Raw genomic sequence first — 23,042 nt, 5'->3', positions numbered from 1 at the left:
CCGGCTCGTTCGAGCCAAGCAGAATCGCATGGTCGACGACGGCCTTGTCGCACAGCTCATCGACCAGGGAGGTCAGCAGCTCGGCCTGGCCGTCTCAGGGCATCACGACCAGGGCGATATCCGCGACCGCCGTACCGGCACGGTTGTCGGCGCCGGTGACGTCGCCGCCAACGGCGGCGGTCAGGTCGCGCGCTACTCAACGGCACATTCCGCGGCCGGACTGCCGAGGACCAACTGGGCACCCCGGCAGCGAACCGCTGGGCGAGACCCCGGCCGCGCGATCGGTGCGACCCAGCGCGACGACCGTCCTCATGCTGCTCCCTAAACGGTCTCCCCGGCGACGATCCTGGCCAGGCTCCGCACCTGCTCCACGCGCTCCCCGGGCTCCTCGGCCAGCGGGTTGAGGAGGAAGGTCCGCACTCCCGCGGCTTGAAACTCCTCCACCTGGCGGCGGATCGAGTCCTCGTCGCCCATGAGGGTGACCGCGTCCACCAGTTCCTGGGGCACGGCCGCCGCGGCCTCCGTCTTCATCCCGGACAGGTAGAGATCCTGGATCTCCGTGGCCTCGGCCTCGTAGCCGTAGCGGCATGCCAACTGGTTGTAGAAGTTCTTGTCGCGCGCACCCATGCCGCCGATGTAGAGCGCGAGCTGGTTGCGCACCCTCTGCACCGCCTCCGGCGACGGCTCACCCAGGTGGAACTGGACCTGGAGCTGGATATCGAGCTCACCAAGCGCCGGGTCGCGCTTGCTGAATCCCGCAAAGAGGGCCTCTCCCCACACCTGCTTGGCCTTGAGGGGGTGGAAGAACAGCGGCTGCCAGCCCTGCGCGATCTCCGCCACAAGGGCGACGTTCCTGACGCCGAGAGCCGCGACCGAGATCGGGATCTCCGCACGCACGGGGTGGTTGATGATCTTCATCGGTTTGCCCAGCCCGGAGCCTCCGTGCTCCTTCGCCAACGGCACGCGGTAGTACTTGCCGTCGTACGCGAGCGGGTCGCGGCGCCAGACCTTGCGGCAGATCTCGACGACTTCGCGCGTGCGCCCCAGGGGGGCGTCGTACTTGATGCCGTGGAATCCCTCGACGACCTGCGGGCCGCTGGCCCCCAGTCCCAGAGTGAACCGGCCGTCCGAGACGTAGTCGAGGCCGGCGGCGGTCATCGCCGTCAGGGCGGGCGTGCGCGAATAGACCTGAAGAATCGCCGACATCAGCTCGATCCTGTCGGTCTTCGCCGCGAGGTACCCCAACTTACTGACCGCGTCGAAAGAGTAGGACTCCGGGACGGCGGCCAGCTGGAGGCCTGCCTGCTCGTAGGCGAGCAGCAGCTCGACTGTCTCGTCGAACCTGTCCGTGTGGTTGAGGATCATGCCGAGCTTCACGGACGCAACCATCTGAATTCTCCTTGCCGTAGCGGCCGGCGATGTCGCGACCGATGATTTTCCTTCGTGATCTGGCGGGTGTCTCCGCAGATCGTCTGTCGCCGTCTTGATGGCCGAACCGGGCGACACCTGGCAGGTACCGCGATCCCGCAAGACTCTGACCTCGGCGTAGCCGTGCTGCACACGAGCGCCGCACGGCGACCTGCCGCTGTCCCTGTCCGGGCCGGTGCTTGCACGCTCATGGGTCAAGGCCCCCCTACCTCGATCACGATGTGCGTGCCGAGCGCGGTCACCACCACCTTGCGGGAATGTGCCTGCTGACCGAACTCGTCCACCACGGTCAGGATGTAGGCACCTGCAGGAGGGAGTGGGAAGCGGAACTGTCCGTGCTCGTCCGTCTGCTCCCTGGCAACGAACTCGCCCGTCCCCTGGTGGAGCAGTACGAGGGACCGGCATATGGGCACGCCAAGACGAACCGCCACACCTGTCAGCGCCAGCTCCTCCGTCAGCTCCACGTGCAGTTCCATGTCCCCCTCGCGGAAGTCCAGGACTTCTGCTCGGGGGGACCAACCGCGAGTATTCGCGACGACGAGGTAGCGCCCCGATCCGGGAAGGGCCACTGAGTAGCGGCCGTCGTTGTCGGTGCGTGCCCAGTCGACAGGCTCGCCATCGAGCTGGGTGACGGTCACGATGGCCGCGTGCTCAAGAACTCTGCCACCGCGGGGCAGGATCCGGCCGTGCACCACGGTCTCGCCACCTGCGCCGGAGACCGCGGCGGAGGGGATCCGCCGGCGCCGCGTCGGGATGAACGCGACCAGTACCACGGCCAGCAGCGACGTCGCGGCGCTGATCCAGTACATGTCCTCGAACGCCGCCAACGTGGGAAAGGCCTCGCCGGCGGCTGTGGCACTGACCGACGACAGAACGGCGGCGAGCACTGCGCTCGACGTCGACCCACCGATGGCACGCATGAGCGAGTTGAGCCCGTTGGCCGAGGCCGACTCGGTGATCGGCACATGGGCCATGATGAGGGTCGGCATGGCTGCGAACGAGACCGCCGCCCCGATGCCCACCAGGCTCGAACCGATCACCACCTCGGCGACCGAGCCCGTCGCGAAGACACGGAACAGGTAGGAGACAGACATGATCCCGGCGCCCATCAGCAAGGTGACGCGGCCGCCGAGCCGCTCCAGCATCCGCCCGGAGACGGGTGACAGGAACACCATGGCAAGGCCGGCGGGCATCATGGCCAACCCGGCTTGCGTCACTGTCAACCCGAAGCCGTAGCCAGTGGCTGTCGGCATCTGCAGTTGCTGTCCGCTGGCGAGGAGGTTGACAAACAGGGCGAAGGCAACGCCTATCGAGGCAATGTTCGTGAGCAGCACAGGCCTGCGGGCCGCCGTACGCAGATCAACGATCGGATCGTTGACACGTAGCTCGTAGGGGAACCAGACGAGGAGCGCCAGGAAGCTCACGCAAAGCAGGCCCGCAACCCCGCGACTTCCCCACCCCCAATCGCCGCCCTTGGAGATGACCAGGAGCACTGACGCCAGCGCGAGCGAGAACAGGACCGCACCGACATAGTCGAACCGTCCTGGGGTGCGCACACTCGACTCAGGCACCAACCGGAGGACGGCGACGGTGAGCAGTACGCCGCCGATCGCTGCGACCCAGAAGATGGAGTCGAACCCGAAGTGGCCGTACAGCACTCCGGACAGAGGGAGGCCCAACGCCATCCCGATGCCGAGCGTCGCGCTCATGAGGGCGACCGCGAAGCCCACGCGTTCGCGTGGCAGCGAGTCACGCATGATGCTGATCCCCACCGGGATCAGGGACGGCGCGAAACCCTGCAGGCCACGTCCGACCACCGTGGTTACGAAGCCCCCTCCAACTGCGACGAGGACGGAGCCGGCTGTCATCGTGACGAGTGCGACGACGACCATGCGCCTCTTGCCGACCATGTCAGCCAAGCGGGACACGATAGGCGTCGCCACGGCGCCGGTCAGGATCGTGACGGTCACGGCCCAGGATGCGGTCGTCGGACCGACGTCCAGGATCTCGGGCAGATCCGGAATGAGGGGTACGACGAGCGTCGTCTGCAGGGACGCGAGCATTCCCGCGAGCGCGAGCACGGCAATGACGACGTTCGTGGAACGACCGGCGGTCCTGCGAGGGCTTCCTTGCGGTGGTACCGGGGTGGCGACCGGGGCGGACGAAGCCACGTCATGCTCCTCAGAGGGTAGAAGTGCTTCCCTACCGGGAATGTTCGTGACGACTCGAGCTGACCGTCGCCGGGTCAACCCAGTGGGCGAAGGTGTCAACCGTCTCCCGCGGCGTCCGAAGCGTGTTCACAGGCGCCGCCTCGTCGGCGTAGCCGAGCGCCATCCCGCACACCAGCCGCTCATCGGGGCCCGCACCCACGAAAGGAAGGACAACTTTCGCGTAGTAGTTCCAGGCGGCTTGGGGACATGTGTGCATACCGCGCGCCCTCGCCAGCAGCATGATGTTCTGCATGAACATTCCGTAGTCCAGCAACGCCCCGCGACCCATGACCTTCTCGATCGTGAAGATCAGACCCACGGGCGCGTCGAAGAATCGGTAGTTGCGCTGCACCTGTGCGCGCATCTTCTCCTTCTCGCCCTTCGCGATCCCGAGGAGGCCGTACAAGCTCCACCCGTTCTGGCGGCGTCGATCGATGTACGGGGAGACCCATTCCTCCGGATAGAAGTCGGGCTGCTCTCGGTACAGCGACGCCAGCGAAGGATCCGCGTGAATGGCGTCGTCCGCAGCACACACCCGAGCGACGAGGTCGTCCCTCGGTTGATCCTGCAGCACGTACACCTTCCACGGCTGGGTGTTCGTCCCGGACGCCGCTTGACTGGCGACGCGCAGTATCTCTTCGATGTCGCTGCGGTCGACCGGCTTGTCGCGCATGAAGGCGCGGCAGGAGAGGCGGTTGGTGATGGCGGAGACGACACTGTCGGGATCGTTCACCACCGCGGTGACTCTGGACGTGGGCAACGCAGAACTCCTCAGAAGGCCGTGAACGAGGCTGGGCGACAGGCAAGCCGTCAGCTCCAGCCGCTAGATGGTGCCCGCCGCGCGCAGCTCGGCGATCTGCTGGTCCGAGAGGCCCACGTACTCACGCAGGACCTCGTCCGTGTGCGCCCCCAGCCCGGGGGCCGGCCGTACCAGCGGGGCTGGTGTGTCGCTGAAGCGAGGCTGCGGCGCCGGCATCTTGAGCGAACCGATCCGCGGATGGTCCACCGTCACGATCGTGCCGCGGGACTCGTACTGCGGGTCCGTCATGATGTCTTCGACCGAGTAGATCAGTGCGTACGCGAGTCCCTTCTGGTCCAGGATCTCGCACAGCTCCGGCACGGGGAGCGACTTGATCCAGGCTCCGACGATCCGGTTGATCTCCGTCACGTTGGCCAGTCGCTCTGAGTGTGACGCGAACCGTGGGTCGTCCAGCAGCTCCGGCATCGCTTCGCACAGACGGCGGTACATGCGGTCCGAGGAGACCGTGAGAGCGATGTAGCGGCCGTCGCTGGTCTCGAAATGATCACCCGGAGCAGCCGCGAAGTGGAGGTTCCCTGTGCGCTCACGATTGAGTCCCAGCTTGTCGTACGCGGTCACCATCACATCGGTGAACCGGAACACCGTTTCATACAGCGACAGGTCGACCTGTTGGCCCCGCCCGCCGTTCACGTCTCGGTTGTACAGAGCCACCATCGTGCCGAAGGCGCCGAAGAGTGCCGTCTGGTAGTCGGCGACAGCCGTGCCCGGACGCACGGGAGGACGATCGGGATATCCGGTGATTCCCAGCACTCCGCCGAAGGCAAGGCCCATGCGGTCGTAGCCTGCCCGCGTCGCCATCGGCCCTGTCTGGCCGTACCCGGAGACGCTGAGCATCACGAGTCGCGGATTCACCTGCTCCAGATCTTTCCAGGACAGGTTCCAGCGGTCGAGGGTGCCGGGGCGGAAGTTCTCCACGAGAACATCGGCGTCCTTCACCAGCTCCTTCAGGATTCGCTGGCCCTCGGGCTCACGCAGATTGAGCGTGATCGACTTCTTGTTGCGCCCTTCGACGTTCCACCACAGGCTCTCGCCCTCTGCGAACGGTCCGATGTGTCGAAGCGTGTCGCCGTGGCCGGGCTGCTCGATCTTGATCACGTCTGCGCCGAAATCCGCGAGCAGAGTGCCGGCGACAGGTCCGGCCACCATGGTTCCCACGTCGATCACGCGCACGCCCGACAGCGGGCCCTTGTTCTTCGACACCATCGTTCTTGCCTCTCCATCCATAGTGATTGACTGGCTCCGGCGGGGTTTTCGGCCGCGCGCCCGCTACCTGCCCTCGAACTGAGGCGTCCTCTTCTCCCGGAAAGCGGCCAGCCCCTCGACGCGGTCGGCGGAGTAGCTGTGGACGTTGCACAGGGCGCGCTCGTAGCGAAGGCCGATCGCCGCCGGCTGGTCGAGAGAGTCGTTCAGGGCCTGCTTCATGCGCGCCAGCACAATTGGGCTCTTCGCCGCGAGTTTTTCGGCAAGCAGCGCCACCGAGTCGTGGAGATCCTCGTCCGCGACCACCTGGCTCACCAGACCCAGCGCCTGCCACTCACGGGCCGACGGAGTCTCGCCGGTGAGCATCAGGTACTTCGCGTTGTTGCTGCCGATCTTCCTCGGGAGACGCACGGTGGCTCCAGCGCCTGGGAACATGGCGAAGTTCGAGTGGGCGTCACCGAGAACCGCCGACTCCGCTGCCACGACGATGTCGCAGGAGAGAACCAGCTCCAGTCCGCCGGCGACGGTGATCCCGTTGATCGCGGCGATGACCGGAGTGCCGCACGACTCGATCAGGTTCGTGAGCGCACCGATCCTCTTCACGAACTCCGCGCCGCTCTCGTGACTGCGCTTGGCACTGTCCTTCAGATCGGCGCCGGCGCAGAATCCGCGGCCTTTCCCCGTCAGCACGATCGCGCGCACCTCGGGATCCCGGCCACCGTCCTCGATCGCGGTGGTCAAGGAGTCCACGAGGGTTGCCGTCAGCGCGTTCAGCGCGTGCGGACGATTGAGCGTGAGCCACAGCACCGCCCCGCTTCGCGTCTGCAGGAGCTCCTCGGTGGTGTCGTCTGATGCCATGATTGTCATGACCCTTTCTGGGTTCTCGAACGTCTCGGGAGGCCGGTGACCGGTCGGTGGTGACAGGCGGGTGATGCACTCCCGCGATCAGCGGCTCTGCCTCATCGCTGCAGGATGTGGACGACGCACACCGGACCGATTCCGACCATGTGTGCCAGTCCGACTCGGGCGTCCGGTTGTTGCCGCTCGCCTGCCTCTCCGCGCAACTGCCGAGTGATCTCGGCGATCTGTCCCAGCCCCGTCGGGCCAAGCGGATGCCCCATGGAGAGGAGCCCGCCCGAGGGGCTGACCGCGTGCCGCCCTCCGATGTCGAAAGCGCCCTTGGCGAGCTCGGAAGCACCCTCTCCTGGCGAACACAGTCCCATCGCCTCCACGAACAGAAGCTCTTCGATCGCGAACGCGTCGTGGACCTCGACCACGTCCAGGTCTGCGGGCTCCCCGCCCCATTCCTCGTACACCGCATGGGTTGCGGCCGCCGTGAGGGCCACGTCGGCGTTGACACCCTCGAAAGCCTGGTCGCTCACGGTTGCCGAGGCGGCCACTCGTATTGCGCGGCTACGCAGCACCTGATGGCGCTGGAGCGCCTCCTCCGACATGACGATCACTGCTGCGGCGCCTTCGCCGATGGGCGTGATCTGAAGACCGTTCAGCGAGCCGGCCACGAAGGGGGGCCGCAGCACTTCTTCGAGGCTGCGCTTCTTCCTTCGCTGCGCGTAGGGATTCAGGGCTCCGTTGCCGTGGTTCTTGACCGCGACGAGACCGATCTGCTCTTTGGTGTAGCCCGCGTCGGCGAGATACCTCTCCGTCAGAAGCGCATACCGAGCGAAGGGAACGTCGAAGGCCGGGGAGATCGGAGTGATACCAGTGTCCGGCGCGGCGATTCGGCCCAGCGGCTTGTCGACACCGACGGCGAGCGCCACCTCGGCCAGACCGCTGCCCACCTCCACGACGGCCTGGCGGAACGCCGTGGATCCGGTGGCGGAGGCGTTCTCGACCTGCGAGACCGCCAGACCCGTCATGCCGAGATACCGGAGCATCGGCACGCCGGCCGCCATGCCGAGGCGCGCTGTGCCGACGAAAGCCGCGTCCACGCTTGGCCAGGTGAGGCCGCCGTCAGCGAGAGCCTCACGGATCGCATGCAGTCCGAGTGCGATGTACGACGTGTCCGTCGGGTATTGATAGGGGTGCAGCCCGATTCCGACGACGTACACCGGTCGCAGTTCGCTGATGAGTCCCATCAGTGTTCTCCCGTCGTGAAGACCACATAGGACTGCCGCAGCTCGTCGCCGCCCTTGCCGACAACGCTTGCGCCGGGACTCCAGGCGATGTCCTCCGACAAAAACGCATGAATGATATGACCGCTCTCCAGCTGGATCTCACCCATGACAAAGGGGACGGGCCAGATGGCGTGACGCCGGATCACGGCGGAACTTCGCAGGACGCCACGCGCCGCGAACTTGGACTCGCCGATCGCGTCGGATGGTGCTCCACACCGTTCGCACCCGAAGTGCTGGCGAGGGAGGCCCCGCTGGTTGCATCGGTGGCAGATCCACCCGGTCAGCAGGACCCCGTCCTCCGAGTCTTCCCACAGCGGCACGGTCTGAGGGGCCGATTCCGAGGGTGAGGGGTTGCTGTTTTCCCTGCTCGATCTCGACGGCGAGGACGACTGCTGCTCATCCATTTCGCTCTCCGGATCTCGTAGATCCTCGGGAGAGAACATGTTGCGCGCTGCCCTGCGGCGATATTTCAGGGGACGGCGCCACGAGAGACGCTCTGCGATCCATGTTGTGTGTCCTCATTCCTGTGTCTGGTGCCGCCGGGCTCTGATCTAGATCCGAGACCCGTGCGAGCTGCCTGCCGCTTGCCTTCAGGCCAGTCGTGTGGCTTCGCCGGGAGGAACCGGGGGAACATCGGCCAACGCCGTCTCGATGTCGCCGACGTCCCAGCGCTGATCGCTCTCAAAGGTGTCGACGAGATGCCAGCCCGAGTAGACCCCGATCAGTCCCCCTACGACCCGGAAGACGTGACCCGACAGGGAGCAGCCCTCCGTCGCCAGGTACGCGACGAGAGGAGAGACGTTCCTCGGGTGGTATACGTCGAACTCCTGCTCCGTCTCGGGTTCCGCCAGCCGTTCGCTGAGTCCGGGAGTCGCATCGGTCGTCCGGGTGCGCGCGAGTGGGGCAATTCCATTGACCCGGACCCCGATCCGACCCAGTTCCTTGGCCGCGACCTGCGTCATGGCCGCGATCCCGGCCTTCGCCGCGGCGTAGTTCGTCTGCCCCACTCCAGGCGCCAGCCCCGCCCCCGAAGAGGTGTTGACGATGACCCGATCCGCGTCCAGCCCCTGCTTCGACCGGCCACGCCAGTACCGCGCCGCGTGATGGCTGACGGCGAAGGTGCCCTTCAGGTTGACGTTGATGACCGAGTCGAACTCGTCCTCGGTCATGTTGACCAGCATCCGGTCGCGGAGGATGCCCGCGTTGTTCACCACGACGTGCAGGTCACCGAAGGTGTCGACCGCGGTCTCGATCAGTCGCTGAGCGCCCGCCCAGTCACTGACGCTGTCGGTGTTCGCGACGGCCTCACCGCCGGCGGCCTTGATCTCCGCGACCACCTGGTGCGCGAGATCGGAGTCCGTCCCCTCGCCGGACGTCGATCCGCCGACGTCGTTCACCACGACCCGCGCACCCTCGGCCGCGAACAGCAACGCGTGCTCCCGGCCGAGACCACGGCCGGCCCCAGTGATGATCGCTACTCTTCCGTCGAGAACGCCCATGAGCTGTCTTCCCTTCGTCTTCAAGTCCGTGCGAGCCCACACCCCGCTGTAGTGGAACTTCGGTTCTGATTCGCCCGCCCGGGGATATCGGCGGTGCGCATGTGCTACTTGGAGACGCCGACGGCGCGGGCGAGAATGGTGCGCATGATCTGGGACGACCCCGCGGTGACGGTCGCGACCCGCGCCTCGCGCCAGTACCGCTGCATGTCGTACTCGAGCATGAAACCGGCACCGCCCATCAGCTGCATGCCTGTGTTCGTCGCACGCTGGAGCGCCTCGGACCCGAACAGCTTCGCGGCCGTCACCTCGGTGAAGGCCGACTCTCCCGAGTCGATGGTGCTGGCGGCCTTGTAGGTCAGCAGCTGTGCCGCCTGTAGGTCGCAGTACATGTCGGCGATCGGGTGGGCGACAGCTTGGAACGATCCGATCGAGCGGTTGAACTGCTCGCGCGCGTTGACGTACGAGCGAGTCATCTCGAACACGGTGTTGAGGGCCCCGATGTAGCCACCACACGTGAACACCCGCTCGAACTCCAAGCCTGAGTGGAGCACGTCCCATCCCCGGTTGACGGGTCCGAGCATCTGCTCGGGTCCGACACGAACATCGTCGAAGAAGACCTCGTTGGTTCCGAGCAGGTGACGTCCCACCGTCTTCAGCCGCCGAACCTCTACGCCAGGCGTGTCGGCAGGCACCAGGAAGACGGACAGTCCTGAATGGCGTCCTGCTTCGGGATCGGTCCGCGCGGTGACGTGCAGGATGGTTCCAGGCAGCCCGGCCCCGGTGATGTACAGCTTCTGGCCATTGAGCACCCAGGCGCCGTCACGCTGCTGCGCCGAGGTACGGATGCCCGCCGCATCGCTGCCCGCGCCGGGCTCGGTCATGCAGATGGTGTAGCGCTCTTCTCCGCGAATGGCCCGGGACAGGTGGTGCTGTTTCTGGGCCGGTGTTCCGTTGCGAAGGATGTTGAGAGCGAGGTACATCGTGATGCCGTACCCGGCAGCGAAGTCGAGCCCTCGCCGTCCGAGCTCCTCGGAGACGATCAGCATCTCGGTCACACCGAGTCCGGCGCCGCCGTATTCCTCCGGGAACGGGAGGCCGTAGTAGCCCAGTGAAGCCAGTTGCTCGAAGAAGTGCTGGGGGTAATGGCCGTCCTCGTCCCACTTCTTGACCGTTTCCTGCGGGGCTTCCTTGTCGATGAATTCCCGCACTGCCGCACGCAGTGCGTCCTGGTCGTCAGTCACAACATCCTCCTGGGCGGTGTATGAGTGGTCGTCCCCGTCCGACGAGCTGTCTCGCTCGTGGCATCGGCCCCCGTGTCCATGGGCTTCTCACAGGCTGTCGGGGCTCGGACCCGTGTACGAAACCTGCTCGGAGGGCACGTGGCGCCACGTGTTCCCTTGCTCCTTCTCCTCCAGGTAGTGGGCTGCGAGACCAACGGTTCGGGGGGCGATCACGAAGATCCGAGCCGCTTCCCAGGTGAATCCGAGGTCGAGAAGCAGGGCCGCGGAGGCGCCGTCGATGTTCGCGGGTACTACGCGGCCGACTGCCTGGCTGAGCTCGTGCTCGAGGTGCTCGACCAGTGCGCAGTGGTGCGAGTACACGCCCACTTCCTTGGCGAGGTTGATCAGGATGGGAGTCCGAGGGTCAGCACCGTGCTGCGGGTGGCCGAACCCGTCGAGGGGAGTGCGCCGCGCCCTGCTGTCAGCGACCATTTCGCGCGCCGCGCGCTGAAGTGCCTCATCGGTGACCTCTCCATCGGCCGCAACTCCCGCGACGACCGAGTGGAGGGTGTGGGCCAGTTGCTGGCCCGCTCCGCCGTGGATGTCACCGAACGTCATGACACCAGCCGCGATGCCCGCCTGGATCGGAACGCCGTACGACGAGAGAAGTCTCGTGACCGTGCTGGACGGGGAGATCCCGTGTTCCATCACTGACACGAGGATGGCGTCCAGGACCCTTGCCTGGCCATCGGTGGCGCGGTTGCCGGTGAGCACCAGGAACATCATCTCGGCGTACGAGGTGTTGCCGATCAGATCGGTCAGACGGTGGCCCCGGACGATCACGTCATCCCGTTCGACCTTCGCGATCCCGGTTTCCCAGGAGTTCGTGTCTCGTGCACCCATTCGAAGTCCCTCTTGGTCGTCGTACGCCGTCGTACGCCGCCGCTCGGCGGCGAAGCCCAGTTGGGTTATGTTCCACTGTGCGGCACAACGTCTCGTCTGTCGGTACGCGGAGCTTGGCGCGCATCCAAGCGCCTGTCAATAGGAAGGGCGCAGAGGTGCGCGCCAGCGGTCGGTGGAGGCGCTATGGGCTTCCCGGAACTTGCATCCGCCCTGGCCCGCCCCGGCTCGGTCTGCACCGCACCGTTCGGCGTGGGCTGTGGGAAGCGGGTGGCCGGCAACGTCGGGGCTGGCCACCCATGCCTCAGCGGCCTGCGGCGGTCGGCCGGCCCCGCCATTGCCAGGGATCGCCGCCACCCATCACCCCGAACGCCCTCGAGCGGCCCGCGAAAACGACAAAGATCCCGGCCGTCATGAAGATCGGCGGGATCTCGTCACCGTTCCCGAGTCAACTCCAGAACAGCTGAGATTTGGCACCGGCCGGATGTGAAGGCCCGATTCGTTGACAGTCGCGATCGTGGCACCCATCATTTCCGTACCACTGGAAGGGACGGCGTGCCACACAGCGGCACATGATCGGGTGGCGGTGGTGAGGCCGTCAGTCTCGGGCGGGAGACCGACGACGCGCTCACTCACACCGGCACGAGGAGAGTGGCATGAAGGTACGCAGTCACAGTCGGTCAGCGGGGCGCCCGCACCGCGGTCGGCGTCGTCCGCGATCAGTCCATGGCGACTCTGCCCAGGATGCCGCACTCCGATCAGCGGGCGCGAGGGGTCGCCATGCTGGAGCGCGCCGGTCTTGACGATCGGCCCTGGCGAAGTTCTCCGGTGGGCAACGTCAGCAGATCGCGATCGCCCGCGCCCTGCTCCCCGAGCCGAGGGCTTGATGAATTGTTCAAGTCTGCAGCCGGCCCGAGTGGAGCGCATCGGGTTGTGCGCCCGATCTCGAACGATGATCCGAAAACACGATCTCGATCAGCCTGAGAAGAAGAAGGGAACAACCCCATGACCCCATCGCAGGCAAGCACGGTCGAGCTTGAGCTGGTGGATCTCGACCACTGGGGGATGTCACCTGAGGCGGCCCTGACGGATGAGAGTCAGACTCCGAGCAAGGATCTTGCCGCCTTCGAGTACGCAAACGACATCGTGTCGGAGTATCACCTGACGTCCGACTCCCTTCCACGGGAGGGAGTGCCGCCTGGGAAGTACTTCCACTTCCGTTGGATCAGTCACACCGTCTACCCGGGCGTCCCCAGCAGCGTCTACCTGTACCTCCCGCATGGCGCCGAGGAGGCGGAGTCGGTCAACCTGATGGTCTGCTTGGACGGCCTCGACTACGTCGGCGAGCAGTGTCGCGCCACCACGGTGCTGGACAACCTCGTACACAAGGGCGAGATCCCCATGACCGTCGGCCTCTTCCACAACCCGGGGGAGACCGGACCGGGATATCCGATCTACGGCGGGAGCACGAATCGTGCCGTCGAGTACGACTCGGTCAACGAGGTCTTCGCCGGATTCCTGGTGGAGGAACTCTTTCCTGTCGTCAGGACGAAGGTCCGGCTGACGGACGACCCGAAGGGCCGCGTCATCTGCGGCATCAGCTCCGGTGGCGCCGGTGCCTTCACCGCCGCGTTCCACCGCCCAGACGAGTTCGGGAACGTGATCTCGCACTGCGGAAGCTTCATCAACATCCTGGGAGCACACAACCTGCCCAGCATGGTCCGGCGCGAGCCGCGAAAACCGATCCGAGTGTGGCACCAGACGGGGAAGCGTGACGTCGACATCGTCTACGGCAACATCCCCATCGCCAACCACGATCTCGACGCAGCCTTGAAGTACCGCCGCTACGACTCGAAGTTCGTGTTCGGCACCGGAGGGCACACCCTCAGGCACGGTGGTGCGGTGCTCCCGGAGACACTGCGGTGGATCTTCCGCGACCAGGTCGACGACGTAAACAGCCCGGGCGCGCCATCGCCCCCGGTGTAGGCGTTCAGCAGCAGAACAGTCCACATCAACCATGAGGTTGAACGCCGTGTGCCAACGAGCACAGAGGAAAGAGGGAGACCGGCATGACAGCGGCCCCGGAACAGCAGGAGACGACCCAGGTCGTGCAGGTCGAGTTCGACGTCCCGGCGCGCATGCGCGACGGCGTCGTGCTGCGGGCTGACGTGTACCGGCCGGCGGGAGACGGACCCTGGCCGACCCTGGTAGTCCGCACCCCGTACAACAAGGGCGGCGCGGCGGACAACGTGTGGAACGGCTTCTCGCCCACAGAAGTGGCCCGCAGCGGGTTCATGATGGTCATCCAGGATGTCCGCGGCCGGTATGCGTCGGACGGTGCCTGGGAGCCGGTGTGTCACGAGGGTCATGACGGTGCGGACACGATTGCCTGGGCTGCCGAGCTTGCCGGATCCAACGGCCGGGTCGGCATGCTCGGTGGCAGTTACTGCGGTCATACACAATGGCAGGCCGCGCTTGAGCAGCCGCCCGCGTTGAAGGCGATCACACCCCTGATGACATGGACGGAGCCGTGTGAAGCCCTGGTGGCGCGCGGTGGTGCGACCCAGATGACGGTCATCACGTCGTGGTCGCTGTCTGCCGGGTTCGACTGGTTGGCGCGTCAGAGCCTGACTGATGACGAGATGGCCGCTCGCGTCGCCGCCCTGATCGAAGACTTCGACAGTCTCGAGAAGGACGGCTACTGGGGACTGCCGGTAGCCGAGCTGCCCGTCCTGCGTCGCCACGGCACGCCGGTGTTCGTAGAACCGGGCGCAGCCAACGATGTGGAGGCAACGCAACACATGCGCGTCGCCGGTGGCCACGCGCGTGTCCAGATTCCCAGCCTGCACACGGGAGGCTGGTTCGACAGCTGCTTGCAGGGAACCATCGACAGCTTCACAACAATGCGTGACCTCGGCCGGGAGTCTCGACTGATCATCGGCCCGTGGACACACGTGGACTTCGGCAACCGGATCGGCGCGCAGGATTTCGGGATCAGGTCGATGCGGGACGCGGGGGCACATCCGAACGGGAGCTGGAGCGATGAGGTGCTGGCATTCCTCCGGCGCCACACAACGGATGACGCGCCTGCGAGCACCTCGGCGCCGGTACGCATATTCGTGATGGGACGCAATGAATGGCGCGACGAGGCAACCTGGCCTCTGGAGCGCGCCCGTGTCGAGCGCTGGCACCTGCATGCCGATGGCGGCCTCAGCACGGCGGTGCCGACCATCGACGGAAGACCGAGCGAGATCGACTACGACCCCGCCGACCCGGTCCCCACGATCGGTGGGCCACTCGGTCTCGGCCCCGGACGGGGCCCCCTCGACCAGGCGCTCGTCGAGTCCCGATCTGACGTTCTCGTCTTCACGTCCGAGGTGCTCGAGGAGGACCTCGAGGTCACAGGGCGGATCCGGGTACGGCTGTACGTCCAGAGCTCGGCACCGTCGACCGACTGGGTCGCGCGCCTCTGCGACGTGGACCCCGCCGGGCGATCGCTGAACCTGAGCGACGGCATCCTCCGCGTGGACAGCGGTGCCGACGAAGCTCAGGAGATAGTGATCGACTTGTGGTCGACGAGCAACGTGTTCCTGGCCGGACACAGGCTCAGAGTGCAGGTCACGAACAGTTGCTTCCCTCGATGGGACCGCAACCTGAACACGGGCGACCAGCGCGGAACGGAGTTCGCCACCGCGCACCAGCGGCTCTTTCACGATGCTCGCCGTCCCTCGTACATCGAACTGCCCGTCGTTCCGGAATAGGAGGCGACTGCCTCTCTCCGGGAGGATCGAGTACGCAGCGCAGTAGGGTGGCGCTGGAATCCGCAGTTGTTCGGAAATGGTTGAGGGGATCGGATGACCAGCGCCGCCGTGAGAAGTGTGTTGACGGGTATGCGGGTGCTGGAGCGGCTGGCCGAGCCAGGGGTCGTGGGTGTGTCAGAGCTGGCCAGAGACTTGGAGCTCCCGAAATCCTCTGTGCAGCGGATGCTCCGCACACTCCAGGAGGGCGGCTGGGTCACGGAGGTTCACGAACAGGCCACGCGCTGGACCCTGACACCCAAGATGTTCCAGCTGGGGCAGCGGCACCAGGCAGGAAACGATCTTTCCACGATCGCCCTGCCGGTGATGGAGCAGCTTCGCGAGGAGACTCGTGAGACCGTCCATCTCGCCGCGATCAAGGGGGATTCGGTCATTGTCCTCGAGAGCCTTGAGAGCCCCCAGGGGGTACGCGCCCACGTCTCCCCGGGCATGACGCTCCCAGCGTTGGCCTCCGCCAACGGGCATGCCCTGCTGTCGACATGGCCGGACGACGAGATCGACGAACTCACATCTCGGGGCCTGACCGCATATACGTCTTTTACCCTGACTGATGCTGATGCCCTTGCGTCTGCCATCCACGAGGTCCGTCGGCGCGGCTACGCCGTGAACGATCAACAGTGGCGACAAGACGTCCACGCCGTCGCGGCGCCCATCGTGATCGCTGGGGTAGGGATCGCCGGCATAGGTATCTCCACGCCGATTCATCGAATGTCTGCTGCGTTGCAAGTGAAGTTCGGTGGCATGGTGGTGGAGGCTGCCAGGGCCATCGCCCAGCGCTTGGGAGAAGCGACCTGAGCCCACGTTCCCAAGTCCGGTGACGCCGTGCTGATTTGAGTAGCTGTCGTCGTTCCGATCTTGAAGGGTGTGTGTTGAACGGGAGTCTCGATCGCATGGTTGGCGCCGGTTGCGGGCATGAGAGCAGGCCCGAACGACTGCGGCGCCGGAAATGCCGCTGACCGAATCACGCCCGGCATCGCGTCGCTCCGAAGGCAGCATGGGTGAGATCTACCGCGAAAGCGCCCCAGCGCTGCCCAACACCACGAACACGCCCGCTAGTTGATCCTCAACACCACATCAGGGACATGTGCGGGCCGTCGTCGTCACCCGGCAGGCCCTGTCCCGTCCGGGTCAGTGCCCGGGTCGTGGTCGACGTTGTAGGGCTGGGTGCGCACCGGGAGCGGCTAGGCGGCCATGTGACGCGGGCCGGAGAGGCCATGCGAGCCTGACCGGCCCGGCGTCGATGGGCAGGCGGACCAGGAGGTAAGGCTTGCGGCGCAGGTCCTTGCCCTCGTGGAAGAGCGGCTGCCGGTTGACCTGGTTGGCGGTGGCGTACAGGTGCCGGTCCGAGGCGATGGCCAGGCTGTCGATCCAGGTCAATACGGCTTCCGTGTCACGGAAGAGTGTTTGGAGACTCCCTGGTGAGAGCGGTGATGCGAGGCGCCATGCCGTTGTCCGTCGGCGATGGAGGTAGCGGTCAATGTCGTCGGCCTGCGGCGGCAGGTGGCGTTCGTTCGTGATCATTTCGGCACATTGCCGCTGATCGTCTTCATGAGAGCGGCCACCTGCGCCGCACTCACCCTTGGTGGTGGCGCCTGCCTCGCGGATCTGCTGTAGCGGTGCTGAGGCGCGATCCAGATTTTTCGGAGTCCGGCGGATTGAGGCTCAGCGTGGGCGGGGGAACAGGCGCTCGACGGCGGTGATCAGGGCCGCGCGGCGTGCGCCGACGGATGTGTCCGCGGCCAGCTGGGCCGCGGCGGCGCCGATCTCCGGCTGACTTGCCCAGGTGGTGGCGATCTGGTTGATCAGGGCGAGCACGTCGACCGGATCCCAGACGGGATCGATCAGGCCGGCGCGCTGCGCGTCGCGGAGCTGTTCGACCTTGCCGGTGATGGTGGCCAGCAGGGGGTCAACCGTCTCGCTGTCAGCGTTGCCGTCGCCGAGTTCGAGGCGGCCCCAGGTGATGAGCCGATAGTGGTCCGGGTGGGCCGTGAAGTGGTCGAAGAGGATGCCGGCGTAGCCGGGCAGGTCCGCCGGGTCCATGCGAGTGGCCTCGATGAGCGCGGCCGTTTCGTGCCCGGCGATGTGGCGGTAGAGGGCCTCTTTGCTGCTGAAGTAGGCGTAGACCCGTTCCTTGCTGGTCCGCGCCTGCTTGGCGAGGCGGTCCACCCGGGCGCCGGCGATGCCGTACCGGGCAAACTCGTCCTTCGCCGCGGCGAGGATCCGCTGCCGGGTGTCGGCGGCAGAGGAGTTCGAGGTCTCACGGGTGGCGGCGGAGCTTGGCATAGGGACACGATAGACGGCCAAACCGTTCGGTTTGCCAGCCATGCGGTCAGATCTCCTCTCCGGGGGTCGGGCGATCCGGAACGCGGAACGGCCGCGAACCCGGCGCGGACGGCCTGTTCGGACCGGTTCTGCGGCGGGTTCGTGGCGATGGGCGGCTGCCCGGGTGTCAGCGGCTGACGCTGCGGAAGGGCTTGAAGTCGGTGCCTGCGCCGCCGAGGAACGTGTCGCGGAACTTCTGGGTGAGGTTGCCGACCATCGTGAGCTGGATCATCTCGGTGGCCTCGGCCCAGCCCTTCTGGCCGTCGGCGGTGAGCTCCATGTGCTTCCGGACGGCCTCTTCGTTCTCGTGGCGGCTCCCGTCGTCGGGCGTTCCGTCCGTCGACGTCGATCGGGGGAACCTGGCCATGCCGTCAGCTCAACGAGGAGCGCCGATGCAGCACATGTACGACATAGATGTCCGGGTTCCGATGCGTGAACTCTGGCGGGAATCAGGTGGTCGGCAGGAGGACTACTCCGTCGTGGTCTGCGTGCAGGATGTCACCGGTGGTGAACGTGACCCCGACGTCGGCCGGGTCCCAGGCGGGGTCGAGCTGTCCGGCCTGTTGCACCTGGCGGATCTGGTCGATTTTGCGGGCGAGCACTGCCTGGGCGGGATCGTCGGCAACGGCTGTGGTGCCCGGCAGTTCGAGGCGGCCCCAGGCGATCAGGCGGTAGTGGTCTGGACGGGCGACGAAGTAGTCGAACAGGCGGCCCGCGTAGGCAGGGAGGTCGCACGGGTCCAGCTGGGTGGCCTCGGCGATGACGACGTGCTCCCGTGCGGCGACGTCGGCATAGAGCGCGTCTTTGCTGCGGAAGTAGGCGTAGACGCGTTTTTGCTAGTCCTGGCGAGCTTGGCGGTGCGGTCCACGCGGGCGCCGGCGATGCCGTGGCGGGCGAACTCCTCCATGGCAGCGCTAAGGACGCGCTCGCGCGTGGTGTCGCCGCCGCCGGCGGCGGGCGCTGCGGTCCGGCCGGAGTCGCGGGACTGGGACATGGCCCCAGGATAGAGCGCCGAACCGTTTGGTTTGGCATCGCGGGCCACCGGGCGTACAGTCAAACTGAACGGTTCGGTTTGACCTCTGCGGGCGAAGCCGGCGAACCACTCAGGGAGTGAACTCATGCAGCACCGCAATCTGGGCTCTCAGGGTCTGCGCGTCTCGGCGCTCGGCCTGGGGACCATGGGCATGTCCATGGCCTATGGCGCCTCGAACGACGACGAGGGCATCGCGACCATCCGCCGCGCCCACGAACTCGGTATCGACTTCTTCGACACCGCCGAGCTGTATGGCGCCGGCACCGGCAGCAACGAGATCCTCCTCGGCAAGGCGGTCGAAGACTTCCGCGACGAGGTGGTCCTCGCCACCAAGTTCGGCTTCGACATGACCGCCCCGGCGATCAGCCCCGCCTTCGACAGCCGCCCGGAAAACATTCGCAAGGTCGCCGAGAACAGCCTGCGCTACCTGCGGAGCGACCACATCGACCTCTTCTACCAGCACATCTCCGACCCCGACATTCCCGTCGAGGAGGTCGCCGGCGCGGTCGGCGAACTGATCACCCAGGGCAAGGTGAAGTACTTCGGCCTGAGCAACGTCGGCCCCCAGTACATCCGCCGCGCGCACGCCGTCACCCCGGTTTCCGTGCTCCAGTACGAGTACTCGCTCTTCGAGCGGGAGGTCGAGGAGACGATCCTTCCCGCTCTGCGGGAACTCGGCATCGGCCTGGTGCCCTACTCCCCACTCGGCCGCGGCTTCCTCACCGGCCAGGTCAAGCCCGCGAGCGAGTACCCCGCGGACGACATGCGCAGCTGGGACGAGCGCTGGCAGGGCGAGAACTACTCGTACAATCTGCGCGCCACCGAACAGCTCAAGGATCTGGCCGACACCAGGGGCATCACCACCGCCCAACTCGCGCTGGCCTGGCTGCTCGCCCCGGGCGAGGACGTCGCGCCCATTCCCGGCACCCGCAGCACCAAGCGCCTTGAGGAGAACGCCGGTGCCGTCGACGTCCAGCTCTCCGCCGCCGATCTGGCCCGCATCACGGAGATCCTTCCCCACGGCTCGGCAGGCAGCCGCCTCCCGGCCGCCGTACTGTCGAGCTTCACCACAGACTGACCGTGCTGGCACCCGCGCACGCGAGGCCCGTGCGCGTCGGCCATAGGCGGCGCGCGGTCGGGTAGCGATGGCAGGGGGTATCGGGCGGGGGGACCGGCGCGCTTCGGTGTCGTGATGGATCGGTGTGTGCGAACCGCTCAGCGGAAGGCCCGTTCCGCCCTGGCGGGTGGCGACGATCTCGGCGGCGATGGACAGGGCGGTCTCCTCGGGTGTGCGGGCGCCGAGGTCGAGGCCGATGGGTGAGTGGAGCCGGGTCAGTTCGGCTTCGGCGAGGCCGGTCTCGCGGAGTCTGCGGTCGCGGTCTTCGTGGGTTCGGCAGGAGCCCATCGTGCCGATGTAGGCGGCCGGGAGGCGCAGGGCCGTTCCCAGCAGGGGTGCGGGCGATGACGCCGCCGGTGTTGGTGTTGCGGTCGTAGCTGGGGAAGTTGCTGCTGGAGACGTCCACGCGGATGCGGCGACCGGGCAGGAACACATTCGACGTGGCGGTCATGTCGATGGTGATCTCGTAGACCGTGCCCGGCTCCATGAACTCTTCGGTGGCGAGGCCGTTCCGGTAGCGGGCGCGAAGGATCCCGTCGCACAGGTTGAACGCCCTGCCGTCGGCGAAGACGTCGACGAGCTTGGCGGTGAAATCGGTGTCACCATAGACGAGGACACGAACAAGGTCAGGCTCACCGGACCGGTCACCTCGACAGCCTCCTCCAGACCGTGCCCGTGAAGCACAGGACGTCGTCTCGGCCCGAGACGGTCCGCCGGTCGACAGGGCCGCCGAACCCTGGCGTCGTCGGCATCGACGCCCCGCCGGCCGAGGGACCGGGCGACGCGGGTCATAGAGGTACGTGTCACGTTCCACGCCGCTCGGCGATTCGGTGGTCAGCGCGCCGTCGCCGTCAGCCGTGTTGGCGCGATCGCCGCTCGTGAGGTGGTAGTCGGTCCACCTGGTGTCGGGCAGCGGCCACTCCTGCTCGTCGCGCCACTGGTCGATCAGCCGCTGCCCGTCGCGTACCTGCGCACAGCTGGCCTGCTGGCGGGCGGTGGTGTAGGTGCGCAGGGTCTGCCCGATGTAGAGGTCGTACCAGCCGCCGATGTTGAGCGCCGGAGCGGTGACGTTCTTGAGTTCGGGTGTGAGCTCCATGGCATCCCAGTAGCCGTCGTGGGAGGGGTGGGCCATGCAGGCGTCCCACCACTTCCCGTACGCCGCCAGGACCGGGACCTCCGCTGTGGGCAGCACATCGTTGAGGGTCTCCGGGAACAGTGCCGCTTGACCGAGCTGCTGCAGCTGGTCCACGGAGCCCTCACCGGCTGCCAGGGACCGCTGGGCGTCGGCCGCGTACATCATGGCGTTCCACCACGTGACCAGGCTCAGTGAGAGCGCGCCGCCCGGGCCGTACCAGGGCGACTCGTAGTTGTCGATCGAGGTGAAGGCCGGCGCGATCGCCTTGAAGGCTGGGGCACCGGTCACGGCGGTCTCCCACTGGACCATCCCAGGTAGGACGGCCCGTACATGCCCACCGTGCCGTCCGACCACGGCTGCTCGGCGATCCAGGCGACGGTGTCCTCACCGTCGGCCCGGTCGGCCATGTGCGGAACGAACTCGCCTTCCGAACGGTGGGTGCCCCGGCAGTCCTGCACCACCACCGCGTAACCGGCCTCCAGCAAAGCGGGCAGATCGGGTATGACCCCGCCCGCGGTGATGACCATCGCGTCCTTGCCCTACGGCAGGCGCACGAGCAGCGTCGGCGCTTGCCCCTCGGCCGGATGCCACACGTTGGCCGCCAGGGCCACACCGTCCCGCATCGGAGCTCCCCGTTGAGCTGAACGGGGTTGCCCTCGAATGGTGCGGGTGCGTTAGAAAACACTTTCGCACCCTGTCAATTACCACAGGGGGGCGACTCTCGTGATTCACCAGCCCCGGCGTGGGCCCTCCAGGTCCGGTCGGCCGGTATCGCGATCAACTGCTCGTCCGCCGCGCCGCATCCATGATCAAAAGATCCGCCATTGATCAGAGGTGTACGAGGTGAGTGGATCGACTTGCCTCTCGGGCGACGCGTGCGTTACGTTTCGGGAGGTGAGTCGATCGACTTACCACGCCTCCGGAATGACGCCGCCAGCTCAGTGAGGAGCGCCATGGCAGCGGCCGGTCGGGCCTTCCATGCGTCGAGGTGATGCGGCAACCCGCCGCCCCCTCCCGTGATTTCACCCAGTAGGAGACGCGCACATGAGACGACGTACGTTCCTTGCGGCGACCACCGCGTCGCTGGCTGCCACCCAGCTCGCGGGGCCCGCCCATGCCGCCGGCGCGACGGTTGGTTCAACCGCCGGACGTCACACGGTCGTTGCCCGCTTCTGGGGCGCGATGCCGACGGGTGTCACCGTCTCGCGCCGAGGCCGGATCTTCGTCAACTTTCCCCGCTGGGGCGACGATGTCCCGTTCACCGTCGCCGAAGTGCGGAACGGGAAGCCGGTGCCCTACCCGAACGCCGAGGTGAACCGCGAGGACCCCGCCGACCTTGCTGGGCACTTCCAGTCGGTGCAGAGCGTCGTCGTCGACCCGGCCGACCGGCTGTGGGTCCTGGACACCGGAAGCCCGCTGTTCGCGGGGTCCTCCTACGGCGGTCCGAAGCTCGTGGCGGTCGATCTGCGCACCGACCGGATCGTACGGAAGATCCTCTTCCCGCCCGAGGTGGTGCCGACGAACAGCTACCCCAACGACGTGCGCTTCGACCTGCGGCGCGGCGCCGAGGGCATGGCGTTCATCACCGACTCGGGCGGCTCGAAGGGTGTGATCGTGGTCGACCTCGCCACCGGCCGCTCCTGGCGGCGACTGACCGGGCATCCCTCGGCGCTCCCGGACGCGCAGTTCCTTCCGGTCATCGAGGGCGAGCCCTTCATGGTCCGCCCCGCGGGCGGCGAACCCACGCACTTCGAGACCGGCTCCGACGGCATCGCTCTCAGCGCCGATGGCACGCGCCTCTACTACTGCCCACTCTCCAGCCGCCGGCTGCACAGCGTGTCCACCGCCGTCCTCGCCGACCCGGACGCCACGGACGCCGAGGTGGCGGCGACGGTCGAGGACCACGGGTTCAAACCGATGGCCGACGGCCTGGAGAGCGACGACAAGGGACGGCTCTACGGCGGCGACCTCGAACACAACACGATCTGGCGCAGGAACTCGGACGGCGCCTACCAAACCCTCGCCCAGGGGAGCGACCTGATCTGGATCGACACCCTGTCCATCGCCCCAGACCGGCACCTGTACGCCATCGCCAACCAGGTCAACCGGCAGGCGCTCTTCCACGAGGGCAGGGACCTGCGCCGCAAGCCCTATCTCCTCCTCCGCCTGCCCCTCGACGCCGGACCGGTCAGGCTCGCGTGACCT

At 66.8% G+C, this 23,042-nt stretch carries 21 protein-coding genes and 2 pseudogenes; 7 read left to right on the top strand and 16 right to left on the bottom strand.

Translation table 11 applies throughout. From position 1 onward, the window contains the following. Positions 1-28: 28 nt before the first annotated feature. The gene (locus tag ACH4TV_RS32340) at positions 29-325 is read left to right on the top strand and encodes a hypothetical protein (RefSeq protein WP_398404372.1); all 297 of its coding nucleotides are present in this window, start codon (positions 29-31) and stop codon (positions 323-325) included. Here ACH4TV_RS32340 and ACH4TV_RS32335 read toward each other — a convergent pair. From ACH4TV_RS32335 to ACH4TV_RS32290, 10 genes are all read right to left on the bottom strand, one after another. Then, positions 322-1,389 carry an LLM class F420-dependent oxidoreductase gene (locus ACH4TV_RS32335; RefSeq protein WP_398404370.1) on the bottom strand — a complete coding sequence of 356 codons (1,068 nt, stop codon included), beginning with the start codon at positions 1,387-1,389 and terminating at the stop codon, positions 322-324. The genes ACH4TV_RS32340 and ACH4TV_RS32335 overlap by 4 nt on opposite strands. A gap of 233 nt (positions 1,390-1,622) precedes the next feature. Further along, positions 1,623-3,599, bottom strand: coding sequence for an MFS transporter (locus ACH4TV_RS32330; RefSeq protein WP_398404368.1), 1,977 nt, complete (start codon positions 3,597-3,599; stop codon positions 1,623-1,625). A gap of 31 nt (positions 3,600-3,630) precedes the next feature. Further along, positions 3,631-4,374: a nitroreductase gene (locus tag ACH4TV_RS32325; RefSeq protein WP_398404366.1), complete on the bottom strand. Its 744-nt coding sequence runs from the start codon at positions 4,372-4,374 to the stop codon at positions 3,631-3,633. Between the two features lie 87 nt (positions 4,375-4,461). Continuing rightward, entirely contained in the window at positions 4,462-5,661 is a 1,200-nt protein-coding gene (locus tag ACH4TV_RS32320; RefSeq protein ID WP_398404364.1) for a CaiB/BaiF CoA transferase family protein, read from the bottom strand. A gap of 63 nt (positions 5,662-5,724) precedes the next feature. Continuing rightward, positions 5,725-6,516, bottom strand: a complete 792-nt coding sequence (locus ACH4TV_RS32315) for an enoyl-CoA hydratase/isomerase family protein (RefSeq protein ID WP_398404362.1) — start codon at positions 6,514-6,516, stop codon at positions 5,725-5,727. A 101-nt stretch (positions 6,517-6,617) separates the two neighbouring features. After that, a complete protein-coding gene (locus ACH4TV_RS32310; RefSeq protein ID WP_398404360.1) occupies positions 6,618-7,727 on the bottom strand; it encodes a thiolase family protein in 1,110 nt (369 codons plus the stop codon). A gap of 26 nt (positions 7,728-7,753) precedes the next feature. Next, positions 7,754-8,197 carry a hypothetical protein gene (locus tag ACH4TV_RS32305; protein ID WP_398404358.1) on the bottom strand — a complete coding sequence of 148 codons (444 nt, stop codon included), beginning with the start codon at positions 8,195-8,197 and terminating at the stop codon, positions 7,754-7,756. Between the two features lie 186 nt (positions 8,198-8,383). Next, positions 8,384-9,292, bottom strand: a complete 909-nt coding sequence (locus ACH4TV_RS32300; protein ID WP_398404356.1) for an SDR family oxidoreductase — start codon at positions 9,290-9,292, stop codon at positions 8,384-8,386. Positions 9,293-9,396: 104 nt separating this feature from the next. Continuing rightward, on the bottom strand, positions 9,397-10,533 hold the full coding sequence (locus ACH4TV_RS32295; RefSeq protein WP_398404354.1) for an acyl-CoA dehydrogenase family protein: 1,137 nt from the start codon (positions 10,531-10,533) through the stop codon (positions 9,397-9,399). An 87-nt stretch (positions 10,534-10,620) separates the two neighbouring features. Further along, entirely contained in the window at positions 10,621-11,415 is a 795-nt protein-coding gene (locus ACH4TV_RS32290; protein ID WP_398404352.1) for a citryl-CoA lyase, read from the bottom strand. Between the two features lie 1,002 nt (positions 11,416-12,417). Here ACH4TV_RS32290 and ACH4TV_RS32285 point away from each other — a divergent pair. The 3 genes from ACH4TV_RS32285 to ACH4TV_RS32275 all read left to right on the top strand — a co-directional run bounded on the left by ACH4TV_RS32285 (position 12,418) and on the right by ACH4TV_RS32275 (position 16,025). Continuing rightward, positions 12,418-13,398 carry an alpha/beta hydrolase gene (locus ACH4TV_RS32285; protein ID WP_398404350.1) on the top strand — a complete coding sequence of 327 codons (981 nt, stop codon included), beginning with the start codon at positions 12,418-12,420 and terminating at the stop codon, positions 13,396-13,398. An 83-nt stretch (positions 13,399-13,481) separates the two neighbouring features. Next, positions 13,482-15,173: a CocE/NonD family hydrolase gene (locus tag ACH4TV_RS32280; RefSeq protein ID WP_398404348.1), complete on the top strand. Its 1,692-nt coding sequence runs from the start codon at positions 13,482-13,484 to the stop codon at positions 15,171-15,173. A gap of 93 nt (positions 15,174-15,266) precedes the next feature. Next, positions 15,267-16,025, top strand: coding sequence for an IclR family transcriptional regulator (locus ACH4TV_RS32275; protein ID WP_398404347.1), 759 nt, complete (start codon positions 15,267-15,269; stop codon positions 16,023-16,025). A gap of 333 nt (positions 16,026-16,358) precedes the next feature. Here ACH4TV_RS32275 and ACH4TV_RS32270 read toward each other — a convergent pair whose 3' ends face one another. Continuing rightward, a complete protein-coding gene (locus ACH4TV_RS32270; protein WP_398404345.1) occupies positions 16,359-16,607 on the bottom strand; it encodes a hypothetical protein in 249 nt (82 codons plus the stop codon). Positions 16,608-16,691: 84 nt separating this feature from the next. Between ACH4TV_RS32270 and ACH4TV_RS32265 the strand changes: the two genes are divergently transcribed. After that, positions 16,692-16,844 carry a hypothetical protein gene (locus tag ACH4TV_RS32265; protein ID WP_398404343.1) on the top strand — a complete coding sequence of 51 codons (153 nt, stop codon included), beginning with the start codon at positions 16,692-16,694 and terminating at the stop codon, positions 16,842-16,844. Positions 16,845-16,892: 48 nt separating this feature from the next. Here ACH4TV_RS32265 and ACH4TV_RS32260 read toward each other — a convergent pair whose 3' ends face one another. The 3 genes from ACH4TV_RS32260 to ACH4TV_RS32250 form a co-directional block, all read right to left on the bottom strand. Next, a complete protein-coding gene (locus ACH4TV_RS32260; protein ID WP_398404342.1) occupies positions 16,893-17,513 on the bottom strand; it encodes a TetR family transcriptional regulator in 621 nt (206 codons plus the stop codon). 166 nt (positions 17,514-17,679) lie between these two features. After that, positions 17,680-17,919 carry a hypothetical protein gene (locus ACH4TV_RS32255; RefSeq protein WP_398404340.1) on the bottom strand — a complete coding sequence of 80 codons (240 nt, stop codon included), beginning with the start codon at positions 17,917-17,919 and terminating at the stop codon, positions 17,680-17,682. A gap of 82 nt (positions 17,920-18,001) precedes the next feature. Then, entirely contained in the window at positions 18,002-18,259 is a 258-nt protein-coding gene (locus ACH4TV_RS32250) for a hypothetical protein (protein ID WP_398404595.1), read from the bottom strand. Between the two features lie 411 nt (positions 18,260-18,670). Here ACH4TV_RS32250 and ACH4TV_RS32245 point away from each other — a divergent pair, with 411 nt between their 5' ends. Beyond that, the gene (locus ACH4TV_RS32245; RefSeq protein WP_398404338.1) at positions 18,671-19,663 is read left to right on the top strand and encodes an aldo/keto reductase; all 993 of its coding nucleotides are present in this window, start codon (positions 18,671-18,673) and stop codon (positions 19,661-19,663) included. Positions 19,664-19,759: 96 nt separating this feature from the next. Here ACH4TV_RS32245 and ACH4TV_RS32240 read toward each other — a convergent pair. Together ACH4TV_RS32240 and ACH4TV_RS32235 are read right to left on the bottom strand one after the other, a co-directional pair. Further along, positions 19,760-20,044: pseudogene (locus tag ACH4TV_RS32240) on the bottom strand (XdhC family protein); the annotation flags it as partial. 55 nt (positions 20,045-20,099) lie between these two features. Continuing rightward, a pseudogene (locus tag ACH4TV_RS32235) lies at positions 20,100-21,364 on the bottom strand (CocE/NonD family hydrolase); the annotation flags it as partial. A 517-nt stretch (positions 21,365-21,881) separates the two neighbouring features. Between ACH4TV_RS32235 and ACH4TV_RS32230 the strand changes: the two are divergent. Next, a complete protein-coding gene (locus tag ACH4TV_RS32230) occupies positions 21,882-23,039 on the top strand; it encodes an L-dopachrome tautomerase-related protein (protein ID WP_398404336.1) in 1,158 nt (385 codons plus the stop codon). Positions 23,040-23,042 lie beyond the last annotated feature (3 nt).

This window comes from Streptomyces sp. NPDC020898 (assembly GCF_044333925.1).
GTDB lineage: Bacteria > Actinomycetota > Actinomycetes > Streptomycetales > Streptomycetaceae > Streptomyces.
Note: the sequence above shows the minus strand (reverse complement) of the source record. Positions and strands in the feature narration are given on the sequence as shown.